Origin of the sequence: Gordonia sp. QH-12 (assembly GCF_001578675.1) — a bacterium.
GTDB classification, from domain to species: domain Bacteria; phylum Actinomycetota; class Actinomycetes; order Mycobacteriales; family Mycobacteriaceae; genus Gordonia; species Gordonia sihwensis.
Map to the genome: position 1 here is coordinate 19,178 of NZ_KQ969308.1, position 13,324 is coordinate 32,501.

Here is a 13,324-nt window from a genome sequence, read left to right on the forward strand (position 1 = left end):
ACCCGTCAGGGCCGGCGTCAGTCGACGATGCCGGCCAGATGCGCGGCGAGGGGTCCCGGCTCGGCCTCGTCGAGCCCGTCGAAGGACGAGACGGTCGGTGCCGGCGGAAGTGTCGCCACGCAGCCGGCGTAGCTCAGACCCGCGCCGAAGCCGAGGATGAGGGCCAACTGGCCGCCCTGGGCCTTGCCGGTCGCCAGCATCTCCTCGATGGCCAGCGGGATCGAGGCCGCCGACGTGTTCGCGGTGTTCTCGATGTCGCCCGCCATCGGCAGGTCGTCGGGCAGGCCGAGATTCTTCCGCATCAGCTCGTTGATCCGGGCGTTGGCCTGGTGCGGGACGAAGACCTCGATGTCCGAGGGCCCCGCACCCGACTCGGTGAGCAGCTTGGTCAGCGCCTTGGGCAGGGTGATGGCGGCCCAGCGGAACACCCTGGGCCCCTCCATCTTGATGATCATCCGCCCGACGGGATCGGTCTGCGGATCCTTCTCCTGGTACTCGACCGATCGTGCCATGTAGTCGACGGTGTTGATGTTCTGTGCGATGGCCTCGGCGTTCTCGCCGTCGCTGCCGGACACCACCGGGGAGATTCCGTTCACCTCGCTCGGCCCCACGACCACCGCTCCGGCCCCGTCTCCGAAGATGAATCCGGTGCTGCGGTCGGTCGGGTCGAGACCGACGGACATGGTCTCGACGCCGATGACGACGGCATAGTGTGCGCTGCCCGCGCGGAGCGCGTCGGCGGCGACGCCGAGGGCGTAACCGAAGCCGCCGCAGCCTGCCGCCACATCGAAGGCGGGGATGCCGTTGAGGCCGATGTCGGAGGCGATGATCGGGGCTCCGTGCGGGACGTTCCACGGCCAGCTGCTGGTGGCGAGAATGATCAGATCGATCTTCTCGCGATCGACACCGGAGTTGACGATCGCGCGATCGGCGGCCGCCGCTGACATGCTCCGCATCGTCTCGTCGCCGCTGATCCAGCGACGGTTGCGGATGCCGCTGCGCTCGAAGATCCAGTCGTCGGACGAGTCGAGCACCCGGCACAGCTGGTCGTTGGTGATCAGTCGCTTGGGGCGGTATGCGCCGATGCCCAGCATCGCAACGTTCGGGTGGCCCGACGGGGTAGCCAATGTCGCCAAGATTCGTCCGTTCTCATTGCTCGATTCCGGCGACCGTGGTGCGCCGGACACTCGGGCGTAATTCTACTTCCGGGCCGAACCGGCGTCGGCAGAGGATGTCGGCTCGACGACCGCGGGGGCGGAGTCGGTGTTCCGGGCGCCCAGCGTCATCAGGCCTCCGACCACGGACAACACACATGCCATCGCGAAGACCAGCCAGAATCCGCCGACCGCGGCGACCAGTCCCGCTCCCAGCATGGGCCCGACCAACTGACCCAGGGCCGCGGAGACGTTGACGATGCCGAGGTCCCGGCCGTGATCCTCCACGTGCGGCAGCAGATCGGTGGCGAAGGCGAGGCCGACGGTCATGAACGCGCCGTAGCCGACACCCATGAGAGCCGCGCCGGCCATCGTGACCGCATACGTGGGATGCGCGAGGATCACCAGTCCCGAACAGGCCTGGACCATCGCCGCGACGACGGTGAGCGTCCGGCGGTGGCCCCGACGGTCGGAGATCATCCCGAAGATCACGGAGCTGCCGACCACGAAGATCGTGTACACGACGATCAGGATCAGCAGATTGTCCTCGGCCGCGTCCTTGTCCTGGTGCAGGCCGTAGAGGAGGAAGAACAGGAACAACGATGTTCCGAGTGCGTTGCCGACGTTGGCGATGAGTCGACCGCCGAGCATCCAGCAGAAGTCGCGGTCTCGCAAGGACGCCCAGCGTGGGCGGTCGGTGATGCCGATCGCGAGTTCGCTGCGCGGCGCCGGGCGGTCGGGCAGGCCCATCGACGCCCACGTGCCGACCACGACGACGAGTGCGGCCAGCACCAGATAACCGGGCAGGACATCGAGACCGAGGACCACCACCGTGCCCACGCCCAGGACGATGCCGAGGGCCTGTGAGGAACCGATGGCCGCCGAGGCCGCGCCGCGCTGGTCGGGCGCCAGCTGATCGGGGATCATCGCGGTGAACGCCGCCGATGCCACCGCTACTGCCACCGAGACCCCGACCCAGCAGATCGCCACCAGCCAGGGACGGTGGGCGAGCCCGGTCAGCGCGAGGAAGAGCGCGATGCCCCAACTGCCGCCGAGCGCCCAGACTCGGCGTCGGCCGCCCAGCCACGACGGGAACCGGGAGCCGTCGGTGCGGTCGGACGCGGCACCCGCGAGCGGACCGGCGACCACGCCCGCCAGGGCGCCGATGCCGAGGATGAGGCCGGACACCACCACGCTGTGGATCCAGCGGTCGCCGTCGTCGGAGGTCTGCGAGTCGAGCTGCAGCGGCAACAGCAGTTGCAGGGGTGTCAGCTGCGCCATCCAGATCACCAGCCAGGCGAGCGTGAACAGTGTCATCCAGCGGCGCCCGATCGGGGCGGGGCGGTTCACGCGCGGTTCCCCTCGATGACGCGGCGGTACCAGTCGTAGGAGGCCTTGGGCGTGCGCTTGGCGGTGTCGAAGTCGACGTGAACCAGGCCGAAGCGCTGGGTGAAGCCGTCGGCCCACTCGAAGTTGTCGATCAGCGACCACACCGTGTACTCCTCGACGTCGGCGCCGGCGGCGATGGCCGCTCCCACCGCGCGGATATGACCGTCCAGATACGAGATCCGGTCAGCGTCGTCGACGCGTGCGGCACGGTCCGGCTCGGGGAACGAGGCGCCGTTCTCACTGACGATCAGGGGCGGGAGGTCGCGATAGCGCTCGGTGAAGTCGACGAGCAGCGCGGTGAGCGCTTCGGGGACGATCGGCCACTCGTCGCCGAATCCGGTGACCGGTGCCCCCGGGGTGGGGACGATGTCGAAGGGGATCGGATTGTCCTCGCCCGTCGGAGCGGTCACCGTCGTCGGGTTGTAGAAGTTGACCGCGTAGAAGTCGGGCGCCTGGCCGATCGTCTCCATGTCGCCCTCGCGCACCGGCATCTCGTGGCCGAACGCGGACAGGTCCGGGTACGCGCCGGTGAGAATCGGATCGGCGAAGATGCGATTGTGGAGCAGGTCGTAGGCGTCCACGGCCGAACGATCGGCGGGGGACTCGGGATTCAGCGGCCGGACGTGCGTGTGGTTGTTGGCGACGCCGACGGCGTCGGCTCCGGCCGCCCGCAGCGCTCGGGTGGCCAGACCGTGAGCCAGCAGTTGGTGATGGGCGGTCGGGAGGGCGTCGAAGAGCAGGAACTCTCCGGGCGCGAGCGCGCCGACGGCGTAGCCCTGGAGGGTGGTCATCGCGGGTTCGTTGATCGTGTACCAGTTCTTCACCCGGTCGCCGAGCCGGTCGGCGACGAGTGCCGTGTAGTCCGCGAAGCGTGCGGCGGTGTCGCGTGAGCACCAGCCGCCGGCCTCGTGAATCGGCACCGGCAGATCCCAGTGATACAGCGTGGGAAAGGGCGTGACGCCCGCCGCGAGCAGATCGTCGACCAGTCGCGAGTAATAGTCCAGGCCCGCGGGGTTCGACGGCCCGGTGCCGTCTGGCTGCACCCGGGTCCAGGAGATGGAGAACCGGTAGCGGTCGAGCCCGAGGCCGGCGGCGAGCGCGACGTCCTCGGCCCACCGGTGATAGCTGTCGGGGCCTGGTTCGGCGGTGGAACCGTCGATCACCTTGCCGGGCGTCTGCACCCACAGATCCCACACCGACCGACCGCGGCCGCCTTCGTCGCGCGCACCCTCGATCTGGAACGCTGCCGTAGCCGCCGACCAGCGGATCGGGCGGGGCAGCCCGGGGATGTCGGTTCTGGTGTCGCCTGCGGGCGCCGTCATACCGATGACCTCCTTCATGTCGCGGGATTTGATCAATTGATCAAGAGTCGACTGAGGACATCATCGCCGACGGCGAGGGGATCGGGAAGGCGGTCGCGCAAATTTGTCCCGACGGCCGCAGGCTCGTCGGGCGGGTCCGGTGACGTCGGGCCGACTACCAGGCGTGAACGACGTTCTGAGCGGCTTCGAGTCCCTGCTTCACGAGCAGTTCGGCGGCGTCGACACCGTTGGCCACCAGCAGTTCAACCTCGGCCTTCGCCGAACCGGGAAACGGTTTGAGGACGTAATCGGCCGGATCCTGACGTCCGGGCGGGCGCCCGATGCCGAGACGGACGCGCAGGTAGTCGCGGGTACCGAGGGTCTGGCTGATCGAGCGCAGGCCGTTGTGCCCGCCTTCACCGCCGCCGAGTTTGAGACGCACGGCACCGAAGTCGATGTCGAGCTCGTCGTGGAGCACGATCAGGTCGCCGGGAGCGACCGAGTAGTACGACGCCAGCGGGCCGATCTGCCTGCCCGTGACGTTCATGTACGTCCGTGACTTCGCGACCAGTACCGGTTCGCCGCCGATGCGCACAGTGGCGGTCAGCGCGCCGGAGCGCTTGTGCACGGAGAATTTCTCGCCGTACGAGGAGACCAGGCCGTCGGCGACCATCGCGCCGACGTTGTGCCTGGTCTTCTCGTAAGCGGGACCGGGATTGCCCAGTCCGACAATGAGTTTCACTCAGAGCCGTCCAGCCGGGGAGATCACTCCGCGGCGTCCTCGGCGGCTTCCTCGTCGGCCTCCTCGCCCACGGTCTCCGCGGCGGTCTTGGCGGCCTCGATGGTGACCACGAGGGTCTCGGGGTCGGTGATCAGCTCGACGCCGGCCGGCAGCTTCAGGTCGGCGGCGGTGACGTTGGTGCCCGCGGGGAGGTTGTGGACGTCCACGACGATGTTCTCCGGGATGTGCAGGGCCTCGGCCTCCACCTCGACGGCGCTGGCGTCCTGAATGGTGAGCGTGCCGCTGGCGGCGACGCCCTCGATCAGGATGGCGACCTCGACGTTGACCTTCTCGCCACGCTTGACGATGAGCAGGTCGACGTGCTCGATGTAGTTGCGGATCGGGTGGACGTCGACCTGCTTGGTCAGCGCGAGCTGCTTCTGGCCGGCGATGTCGAGCTCCACGACGGCGTTGACGCCGTTGGCGCGCAGAATGGCGGCGAGCTCACGGTCGGGGAGCAGCAGGTGCTCCGGGTCGGTGCCGTGGCCGTACAGGACGGCGGGGACCTGGCCTGCGGCGCGGGCGCGGCGCGCGGCGCCCTTGCCCTTCTCTTCACGGACGGCGGCGGCGAGCTGCGGGGCGGTAGCCATGCGATTCTCCTCGGTTCGGGATTCTTCGTGGTGGCGCCTCAGCGTCGCCGCACACGGTCGAGGAGTGGACTGACGACGCAGTCCGCAGAGCTGGTGACCGTCGCGCCGATAACGGTGACTTCGCACCCTCGCCGAGACAACAGCGGCAAGAATACCATCGGGGCATGACCTCACAGAAACCGACGGATCTCGTCCACGCCTTCTTCGCCGACCTCGCCCAGGGTCGGGTCGAGGCGGCCCTGGAATGCGTGGACGACGAGATCGTGTACACCAACGTCTCGCTGCCGACCGTACGAGGCAAGCGACGGTTCGCGAAGGTGATGCGCGGGCTCAACGGCGATCGCATCGGATTCGACGCGCAGATCCGCGCGATCAGCGCCGACGACGACGGCGTGGTGCTGACCGAGCGGATCGATGAACTGCGGGTGGGGCCGTTGCGGATCCAGTTCTGGGTATGCGGCCGCAACGAGGTACGCGAAGGCCGGATCGCCGTGTGGCGTGACTACTTCGACTTCTGGAACTGCACCCGGGGATTCGTCCGCGCGCTCGCCGCGGTGGTCGTTCCGGGTTTGCATCGGCCGCTCGAGGATCCGGTGAGTGCGTACAGCGTGAATCGTTAACGGGGCCGAATCGTGAGCGGGGCTGAATCGTTAGCGGGCTACGGCAGGATCTCGTCGAGTCGGTCCATCGGCCGGGCGAGCCGGGTGCCTTTCTCGGTGACGACGAAGGGCCGCTCCACCAGAACCGGATGGTCGACCATCGCATCGAGCAGCTCGTCGTCCGAGGCGTCGGCGAGCCCGAGTTCCTTGTACAGCTTCTCGCGTCTGCGGACCGCCTGAGCGGGCGTCAGCCCGGCGGCGTCGAACATGGCCGTGAGCTGTTCGCGCGTCCAACCGGTGTCGAGGTACTTGACGACCTCGGGCTCGACGCCCGCCTCGCGCAGCCGGGTGAGTGCGTTACGGGAGGTGGTGCAGCGGGGGTTGTGATAGATCGTGGCGTCCACGTGGTCCAGGTTACTGGGTGCCGGCTTGCTGCGATCAGCTCTGCTGGGGCCTGATCTGCTGGGGCCTGAGCCCGTCGGCCACCAGGGCGATCGAGCCGCGGGCGTGGTCGGAGGTCTCGCTGAGAAAGGCGATGCCGGTCAGTACGCGCAGGATGTCGACCGGATCCACGTCCTCGCGGATGGTGCCCGTTCGCCGTCCTTCGCTGAGGAACCGGACGAGTGCCGCGATCAGATTGTTGCGTGTCTCGGTCCGGAAGTCGGTATCCGAGGCCAACAGCGGGCGGATCGCGTCGGGGACGGCGCGATGGGTGATCAGCATGTCGACGAACCTGGTCATCCAGCCCTGCAATGCGGCGTGGGGCGTCGGCTCGTCGGTGAGGAAGTCCTCGGTGGTGTCGCAGAGGGTGGTGATCCGGTGCCGATAGACGGCCTCGATCAGGTGCGCGCGTGTGGGGAAGCGGCGGTAGAGCGTGCCGATCCCGACGTCGGCTTCCGCCGCGATGAGGGTGAGCGGGGCGTCTGCGCCCTCACGATCGATCACCGTCGTCGCCGCTGCGACAAGACGGTTGTAGTTGGCCTGCGCGTCTGAACGCAGGCGGGTCCCGGGCTCGGGTGCGGCAGGCACGTCGGTGTCCCCCGTTCCTCGTTCTCGTCGTCGCCGGTGTTGCAGATACGACAGTAGCCGCTCTCGCATTGCTATCCGGAGGACCCTCCGGATAGTGTGTGGACACACTCCTCGCGAGCGGGCACCGACCCGCTCGCATTCGTATCGGATGAGGTCGTTCTTAGATGGTTGAACAGAAGACGGGCCCGGAGGCCCTGGAGAAAGCGCCGGCCACCGGCGCCGTCGTAGCGGTCCTGGCGTTGGCCGGCATCGTCGTCTCCTTGATGCAGACGCTGGTGATCCCGATCATTCCGCACCTGCCGGAGTACTTGAACGCGCCGGCGTCCAATACCGCGTGGGTGATCACCGCGACACTGCTGGCAGCGGCGGTCGCGACGCCGGTGATGGGACGGCTGGGTGACATGTTCGGCAAGCGGCGCATGATGCTGGTGAGCATGGGCATCATGATCGTCGGTTCGGTGATCGGTGCGCTGAGCACGTCGGTGGTGCCGATGATCGTTGGACGAGCTCTGCAGGGTCTCGCGGCGGGTGTGATTCCGCTCGGCATCAGCGTGATGCGCGACGTGCTGCCGAAGGAGAAGTTGGCCGGCGCGGTCGCGACCATGAGTGCATCGCTGGGCGTCGGCGGTGCCTTCGGGCTTCCGCTGGCGGCACTGATCGCCGAGTACGCCGATTGGCACTGGCTCTTCTGGGTGTCGGCGATCATGGGTGTCGTAGGCGCGATCGCTGTCGTGATCGTGGTTCCGGAGTCGCCGGAGAAGTCGGGCGGCGGCTTCGACTACGTCGGCGCCGTGACGCTGTCGGGCGGTCTGCTCGCGCTGTTGCTCGCAGTCTCGAAGGGCGCCGATTGGGGCTGGTCGAGCGGCACCACCCTCGGCTGCTTCGCCGCAGCGATCGTGCTCTTCATCCTGTGGGTGAGCTGGGAGCTGCGCAGCTCGCAGCCGATCGTCGATGTCCGCGTCGCCGTCCGCCCGCAGGTGCTGTTCACCAACATCGCCTCGATCGTCTTCGGTTTCGCGATGTTCGCGGCGAGCATGGTCTTCCCCCAGGTGGTCCAGATGCCGGAGGCCACCGGCTACGGTCTCGGCGGGTCGATGATGGTGGCGGGCCTGGTGATGGCGCCGTTCGGCATCATGCTCCTGCTCGCGGCACCGCTCTCGTCGTGGCTGACCAACACCTTCGGACCGAGGATCACCCTGATGGTGGGCGCGATCGTGGTGGCGTTGGGCTACCTGCTCGGCGTCTTCGCCCTGCACTCGATCTGGCAGCTCATCGTCATCGGCATCATCATCGGATTCGGAACCGGACTCGCCTACGGTGCGATGCCCGCGCTCATCATGGGAGCGGTTCCGCCGTCGCAGACCGGTGCGGCGAACAGCTTCAACACGCTCATGCGTTCGCTCGGCACGTCCTTCGCCAGTGCGCTGGCGGGTGTGATCGTCGCGCAGATGACCATGACGCTCGGTGGCGTGGCAGTGCCGTCGGAGAGCGCGTTCCGCTGGATCATGGCGCTGGCCGCCGGCGCCGCCGTGGCCGCGCTGGTGCTGGCGTTCTTCATCCCCGGACGGTCCGACGCTCCGGGTGGCGCGGCGACCGGATCGGAGGAGACCGTCGACGTCGCGATCGAGGGAATCGAACAGACCGTCTGAACGGGCGGGTCACGCCGCTTAGACGAACGCGAGACGCCATGGCCGGTTTCCCGGGCCATGGCGTCTCGCGTCGTGTCTTTCGCGTCGTATGCGGTACTGGTCAGGCGTTCCCGTTGAACAGGCTGGTGACCGAGCCGTTCTTGAACACCTCGAGGATGGTCTGCGCGAGCAGCGGTGCGATCGACAGGACCGTCAGGTTGTCGAAACGCTTGTCCTCGGGGATCGGCAGCGTGTCGGTCGCGATGACCTCCTTGGCGCCGCAGGTGGCGAGGCGCTCGGCGGCGGGATGCGAGAACACGCCGTGCGTGGTGGCGATGATGACGTCGCCGGCGCCGGCCTCCTTGAGAACCGACACGGCGCCCGCGATGGTGCCGCCGGTATCGATCATGTCGTCGATCAGCACGCAGGTCTTGCCCGCGACCTCACCGACGACGCGGTTCGACTTGATCTGGTTGGGGACGTCGGGGTCGCGCGTCTTGTGGACGAACGCCATCGGAGCTCCGTCGAGCGAGTCGGCCCACTTCTCGCCGACCTTCACACGGCCGGCGTCCGGAGACACCACGCAGATGTTGTCGGTGCCGTACTTGTTGCGCACGTACTCGGCCAGCTGGCCCTGTGCGTGCATGTGGTCGACGGGGCCGTCGAAGAAGCCCTGGATCTGGTCGGTGTGCAGATCCACCGTCACGATGCGGTCGGCGCCCGCGGTCTTGAGCAGATCGGCGATCAGGCGCGCCGAGATCGGCTCGCGGCCGCGGTGCTTCTTGTCCTGGCGTGCGTAGGGATAGAACGGGATGATCGCCGTGATGCGCTTGGCCGAGCCGCGCTTGAGCGCGTCGATCATGATGAGGGTCTCCATGACCCACTGGTTCATCGGGTACGGGCAGCTCTGGAGCACGAAGGCGTCGCTGCCGCGGACCGACTCCTCGAAGCGGACGAAGATCTCGCCGTTCGCGAAGTCGCGCGCCGTCTGCGGGGTGATGTGAACGCCCAGCTCGTCCGACACGGCCTGCGCCAGTTCGGGGTGTGCCCGTCCGGCGAACAGCATGAGGTTCTTCTGATTGTCGGTCGTCCAAGTCATGGGTGACTCATTCTCTCCTAGGCGGTCGGCTTCTGTACTCGGAGTGTGAGCGCCGGGGCGGTTCGTGGCCGCCGTCGGCGCAGGGTGACGCTATTCGGTCTGCTGGGTGTGATCGTGCTGGTTGTGATTCTGCTGGGTGTGATTCTGCTGGGCGGCGCGGGCGGCGTCGGCGGCAGGGGTGCCGGGGCGCTTGGCGATCACCCAATCGGCGATGTTGCGCTGGGCGCCCGCCGACACCGCGAGGGCTCCCGGCGGCACGTCGTCGCGCAGCACGGTGCCCGCGCCCGTGTAGACACCGTCGCCGATCGTGAGAGGGGCGACGAACATGTTGTCGCTGCCGGTGCGGCAGTGCGAGCCGATGACCGTCTTGTGCTTGGCCACGCCGTCGTAGTTGACGAAGACGCTCGACGCGCCGATGTTGGTCTTCTCGCCGATCTCCGCATCGCCGACGTACGTTAGGTGCGGGACCTTGGTGCCCGCGCCGATCTGGGCGTTCTTGGTCTCGACGAACGTACCGATCTTTCCGTCTGCGCCGAGGACCGTGCCGGGTCGCAGATACGCGAACGGGCCGACGGCGGCGCCGGGCCCGATCTGCGCGTCGGAACCGTGGGTGCGGATCACCGCAGCTCCCTCGCCGACGGTCACGTCGGTGAGCGTCGTGTCGGGGCCGATCACCGCGTCGTCGGCGACGGAGGTCCGGCCGCGGAGCTGGGTGCCCGGCTCGACGCGCACGTCCCGGCCCAGCGTGACGTCGACGTCGATCCAGGTGGTCGCGGGGTCGACGACGGTGACGCCGGCGAGCATGTGCTTGCGGACGATCCGGCGATTCAGTTCGGCTCCGAGATCGGCCAACTGCGCGCGGTCGTTGCAGCCGGCGACCACGCTCGGATCGGAGACGGTGAGTGCGTGCACGGCCCGGCCGGCCTCGCGCGCGATGCCGACGAGATCGGTGATGTAGTACTCGCCCTGCACGTTGTCGGTGGACAGACTGGTCAGGCCGGTCCGCAGCATGTCGGCGGCGAACGCGTAGATCCCCGCGTTCACCTCGGTGATCGCACGTTCGGTCTCGGTCGCGTCCTTGTGCTCGGTGATCGCCAGGACGTCCGACGACGCGATGTCCAGGCCGGGACCGCCCGCCCGGACGATTCGTCCGTAGCCGGTGGGGTCGTCGGCGATGAAGCTGGTCAGCGTGACGGCGGCCGGTTCGCCCGCGTCGTCGCGCAAGTGTTCGGCGACGAGCGCGGACAACGTGGAGCCGTCGAGCAGCGGGGCGTCGGCGACCGTGACCAAGACGGTTCCGGAGAAGTCGTCGGGGAGTCCGGTCATTCCGGCGCGGGCGGCGTCGCCGGTGCCCAACGGCTCATCCTGAACGGCGACGGTCACCGGCCTCCCGAGTTCCTCGGCGATCTCTCCGATGGCGGCGGTGACCCGCTCGCGTTCGTGACTGACGACGGCGACGAGGTGATCGGGGTCGAGTTCGGCGGCGCCGTGCAGTGCGTGGCCGAGCAGGCTGCGTCCGCCGATCTCGTGAAGGATCTTCGGGGTCTTCGACTTCATCCGGGTACCGGCACCCGCCGCCAGCACAATGACGGCGACTTCTTCGTTCGACTGGGCCGGTCGTCCGGTCATCCGAGTCCCTCCGCATCTCAAGGTCGCGAGCGTCGACGCACTCCTGCAGAGCTTTCCATCCCGCGGAGGTACGCCGGGGCAAATCCTACGCAGCCGGTGCGGTCAGGTGTTATTCGGCGAGGTGCGCAGTGGCGTGCGCGACAGTGCGGTGCGCCGTCATTAGCTATTGAATTTCGATAGATTTCCGTCGATAATCGACACATGGACGGTGCTGTCACACTCGCTTACTGGCCCTTGCGGGCGACCTTGGTGCTGCTGTTCGCGGGGGTCACCGTTCTGCAGACGCTCTCGTTTCCCGGACAGTTCCGCTATCGCGAGAGCATCGGCGAGATGACCGGAGGCGAACGATGGTCGGCGACCTTCCTGGTCGGCTACGAGTTCCTGTGCCTGCAGGTCGTCCTCGTTGCGACATGGATGCTCCTCGGTCACGTCCGTCGCGACCGGATCTTCGACCGATCGTCGTTCCGGTGGGTGGACACGATCATCTGTGCGGTCGCCGCCGCGGGTCTCGTACCCGCCGGGCTGTTGGCGGCGTTGGCGCTGTTCGGAGAGCTCGACGATCCCGGCCTGCCTTTCCTGCTGACCGTTGTCGGACTCGGTTGCCTGCTGCTCGTGCTGCTGATGGTGGTGATGAGATCGCTGCTGCGCCAGGCGACGACGCTGCGTGCGGACATGGACGCGGTGATCTGAATTGGCCATCGTCGTGCGCCTGGATGTGGAGTTGGCGCGTCGCAAGATGAGCGTGGGCGAGTTCGCCGAACGCGTCGGCCTCACGCCGGCCAACGTCGCGGTTCTCAAGAACGGCCGCGCCAAAGCGGTGCGATTCTCGACGCTGGACGCGATCTGCCGTGTTCTCGACTGTCAGCCCGGGGATGTCCTGCAGTGGGTGGACGACTGACGGTGCGCGGTCGCCCATCGGCCCATATGAAACAACGGAGCGACACTTGCAACACGGCGTCGCCGGGGTCGGACGCCTCGGGATTCGGAGCATGGGGCGGTCGTCCGATGCCGTAGCGTGAAGGAGTCGGGTAGGTACTGGAGAGGAGTTGAAGGCCAGTGGTGATCCCTGCGGCCGGGCGGGTCGAGGCCACGCTCTTCGAGCGTGCGATGCAGCAGGCGGTGCAGACCGACACCGTCGAGACCGACCGGACGCGGACCAGACTGCTCGACGCTGCGTATGAGCAGTTCTGTGAAACGGGGATCGGGCGCACGTCGATGGAAGAGGTAGCCCGACGTGCCGGGACGGCTCGGATCACGATCTACCGCAAGTTCGCCACCAAGGACGCGCTCGTCGACGCGGTCATGGTCCGCGAGTTCCAGAACTACTTCATCGAGTTTCTCGACGTCATGGCGCAGGCGCCGACCCCGGCCGACCGTGTGGTCCAGGCCTTCGTGACGTCGTTGCGGACCATCGGCGGCAATCCGCTGATCCGAAAGCTGCTCGAGACCGAGCCGGCGATGGTGCCCGGCTTCGTCGGCGGCGGCGACGGTCGTACTCTCACCGTGGTGCGCGACTTCGTAGCGCACCAGATCCTTCGCGAACAGACCGCAGGGAACATCCCCAAGCGGGTGCGGACCATACCGGCTGCCGACCTGGTGGTCCGGATCGCGGGGTCGTTCCTCACCATCCCCAGTGACCTCATGGACTACGACGACATCGGCGAGCTCTCGGATTTCGCGCGCGAGTTCCTTCTTCCGGTGCTGGGTCTCAAGTAGCCGTCGCCCGGTGCGCGCCGGAGGGTGGGTCAGTGTCGCGGATCGGTGATTCCGGTGGTACGACTTTCTGCCGGATGTACCATCCGGTTGGGTCGCATCGATCGGTGCGGTCGGGTGCCGGAGTGCGGCGAGGGGTGGTTCTCCGGCACCCCGGGGCGAGTGGCGGAGAGGTGCGAGAGCCCGTGGGGTCAGCGTTGGTGGCGGCGTGGTGCCCGGCGTGGTGGTGTGCGGTGGGCCCTGTGGCAGAATCGTCTCCGCGGCAATCCGCCATGGTGTAATGGCAACACTCCTGATTTTGGTTCAGGCATTCCAGGTTCGAGTCCTGGTGGCGGAGCAACAAGAACATGCTGGTCACAGTGTGTTCGCCATATTGCCTCGTCGGGGGGGGCTGCTGCACGGATAGGTGACA

At 67.6% G+C, this 13,324-nt stretch carries 14 protein-coding genes and 1 tRNA gene; 6 read left to right on the forward strand and 9 right to left on the reverse strand.

Annotation, left to right across the window (positions count from 1 at the left end; all coding sequences use genetic code 11):
* Positions 1-17: 17 nt before the first annotated feature.
* The 5 genes from Y710_RS17370 to Y710_RS17390 all read right to left on the reverse strand — a co-directional run bounded on the left by Y710_RS17370 (position 18) and on the right by Y710_RS17390 (position 5,215).
* The gene (locus Y710_RS17370) at positions 18-1,136 is read right to left on the reverse strand and encodes a beta-ketoacyl-ACP synthase 3 (RefSeq protein WP_045538511.1); all 1,119 of its coding nucleotides are present in this window, start codon (positions 1,134-1,136) and stop codon (positions 18-20) included.
* 63 nt (positions 1,137-1,199) lie between these two features.
* Positions 1,200-2,504: an MFS transporter gene (locus tag Y710_RS17375; RefSeq protein ID WP_062368020.1), complete on the reverse strand. Its 1,305-nt coding sequence runs from the start codon at positions 2,502-2,504 to the stop codon at positions 1,200-1,202.
* Positions 2,501-3,865 carry a GH1 family beta-glucosidase gene (locus Y710_RS17380; protein WP_062368023.1) on the reverse strand — a complete coding sequence of 455 codons (1,365 nt, stop codon included), beginning with the start codon at positions 3,863-3,865 and terminating at the stop codon, positions 2,501-2,503. Before Y710_RS17380 ends, Y710_RS17375 begins: the two co-directional genes overlap by 4 nt.
* A gap of 154 nt (positions 3,866-4,019) precedes the next feature.
* Positions 4,020-4,586: an aminoacyl-tRNA hydrolase gene (gene pth, locus Y710_RS17385; protein ID WP_045538499.1), complete on the reverse strand. Its 567-nt coding sequence runs from the start codon at positions 4,584-4,586 to the stop codon at positions 4,020-4,022.
* Positions 4,587-4,609: 23 nt separating this feature from the next.
* The gene (locus tag Y710_RS17390; protein ID WP_006897698.1) at positions 4,610-5,215 is read right to left on the reverse strand and encodes a 50S ribosomal protein L25/general stress protein Ctc; all 606 of its coding nucleotides are present in this window, start codon (positions 5,213-5,215) and stop codon (positions 4,610-4,612) included.
* Between the two features lie 164 nt (positions 5,216-5,379).
* Between Y710_RS17390 and Y710_RS17395 the strand changes: the two genes are divergently transcribed.
* A complete protein-coding gene (locus Y710_RS17395) occupies positions 5,380-5,835 on the forward strand; it encodes a limonene-1,2-epoxide hydrolase family protein (RefSeq protein ID WP_006897699.1) in 456 nt (151 codons plus the stop codon).
* A gap of 38 nt (positions 5,836-5,873) precedes the next feature.
* Here Y710_RS17395 and arsC read toward each other — a convergent pair whose 3' ends face one another.
* Both arsC and Y710_RS17405 read right to left on the reverse strand, forming a co-directional pair.
* Positions 5,874-6,218 carry an arsenate reductase (glutaredoxin) gene (arsC, locus tag Y710_RS17400; RefSeq protein ID WP_006897700.1) on the reverse strand — a complete coding sequence of 115 codons (345 nt, stop codon included), beginning with the start codon at positions 6,216-6,218 and terminating at the stop codon, positions 5,874-5,876.
* Positions 6,219-6,252: 34 nt separating this feature from the next.
* Positions 6,253-6,843 (reverse strand): TetR/AcrR family transcriptional regulator, encoded by a 591-nt coding sequence (locus tag Y710_RS17405; protein WP_045538502.1) that lies wholly within the window; start codon positions 6,841-6,843, stop codon positions 6,253-6,255.
* Positions 6,844-7,007: 164 nt separating this feature from the next.
* Between Y710_RS17405 and Y710_RS17410 the strand changes: the two genes are divergently transcribed.
* Positions 7,008-8,492: an MFS transporter gene (locus Y710_RS17410; protein WP_062368021.1), complete on the forward strand. Its 1,485-nt coding sequence runs from the start codon at positions 7,008-7,010 to the stop codon at positions 8,490-8,492.
* Positions 8,493-8,592: 100 nt separating this feature from the next.
* On the opposite strand, the gene Y710_RS17415 is transcribed toward Y710_RS17410, so the two are convergent.
* Both Y710_RS17415 and glmU read right to left on the reverse strand, forming a co-directional pair.
* The gene (locus tag Y710_RS17415; protein ID WP_006897703.1) at positions 8,593-9,570 is read right to left on the reverse strand and encodes a ribose-phosphate diphosphokinase; all 978 of its coding nucleotides are present in this window, start codon (positions 9,568-9,570) and stop codon (positions 8,593-8,595) included.
* A 90-nt stretch (positions 9,571-9,660) separates the two neighbouring features.
* The gene (gene glmU / locus Y710_RS17420; RefSeq protein ID WP_062368022.1) at positions 9,661-11,199 is read right to left on the reverse strand and encodes a bifunctional UDP-N-acetylglucosamine diphosphorylase/glucosamine-1-phosphate N-acetyltransferase GlmU; all 1,539 of its coding nucleotides are present in this window, start codon (positions 11,197-11,199) and stop codon (positions 9,661-9,663) included.
* A gap of 201 nt (positions 11,200-11,400) precedes the next feature.
* Between glmU and Y710_RS17425 the strand changes: the two genes are divergently transcribed.
* From Y710_RS17425 to Y710_RS17440, 4 genes are all read left to right on the forward strand, one after another.
* Positions 11,401-11,889, forward strand: a complete 489-nt coding sequence (locus Y710_RS17425; protein WP_006897705.1) for a DUF2975 domain-containing protein — start codon at positions 11,401-11,403, stop codon at positions 11,887-11,889.
* A gap of 1 nt (position 11,890) precedes the next feature.
* Positions 11,891-12,097, forward strand: coding sequence for a helix-turn-helix domain-containing protein (locus Y710_RS17430; protein ID WP_006897706.1), 207 nt, complete (start codon positions 11,891-11,893; stop codon positions 12,095-12,097).
* A gap of 158 nt (positions 12,098-12,255) precedes the next feature.
* Positions 12,256-12,915, forward strand: coding sequence for a TetR/AcrR family transcriptional regulator (locus Y710_RS17435; protein WP_006897707.1), 660 nt, complete (start codon positions 12,256-12,258; stop codon positions 12,913-12,915).
* 263 nt (positions 12,916-13,178) lie between these two features.
* A tRNA-Gln gene (locus tag Y710_RS17440) sits at positions 13,179-13,249 on the forward strand.
* Positions 13,250-13,324: the final 75 nt, after the last annotated feature.

Excerpts from the sequence above, each read along its gene's own strand:
- Y710_RS17380 (WP_062368023.1), bottom strand. The coding sequence starts at position 3,865 with ATGACGGCGCCCGCAGGCGACACCAGAACCGACATCCCCGGGCTGCCC.
- Y710_RS17390 (WP_006897698.1), bottom strand. The coding sequence starts at position 5,215 with ATGGCTACCGCCCCGCAGCTCGCCGCCGCCGTCCGTGAAGAGAAGGGC.
- Y710_RS17395 (WP_006897699.1), top strand. The coding sequence starts at position 5,380 with ATGACCTCACAGAAACCGACGGATCTCGTCCACGCCTTCTTCGCCGAC.
- Y710_RS17410 (WP_062368021.1), top strand. The coding sequence starts at position 7,008 with ATGGTTGAACAGAAGACGGGCCCGGAGGCCCTGGAGAAAGCGCCGGCC.
- Y710_RS17415 (WP_006897703.1), bottom strand. The coding sequence starts at position 9,570 with ATGACTTGGACGACCGACAATCAGAAGAACCTCATGCTGTTCGCCGGA.
- glmU (WP_062368022.1), bottom strand. The coding sequence starts at position 11,199 with ATGACCGGACGACCGGCCCAGTCGAACGAAGAAGTCGCCGTCATTGTG.
- Y710_RS17425 (WP_006897705.1), top strand. The coding sequence starts at position 11,401 with ATGGACGGTGCTGTCACACTCGCTTACTGGCCCTTGCGGGCGACCTTG.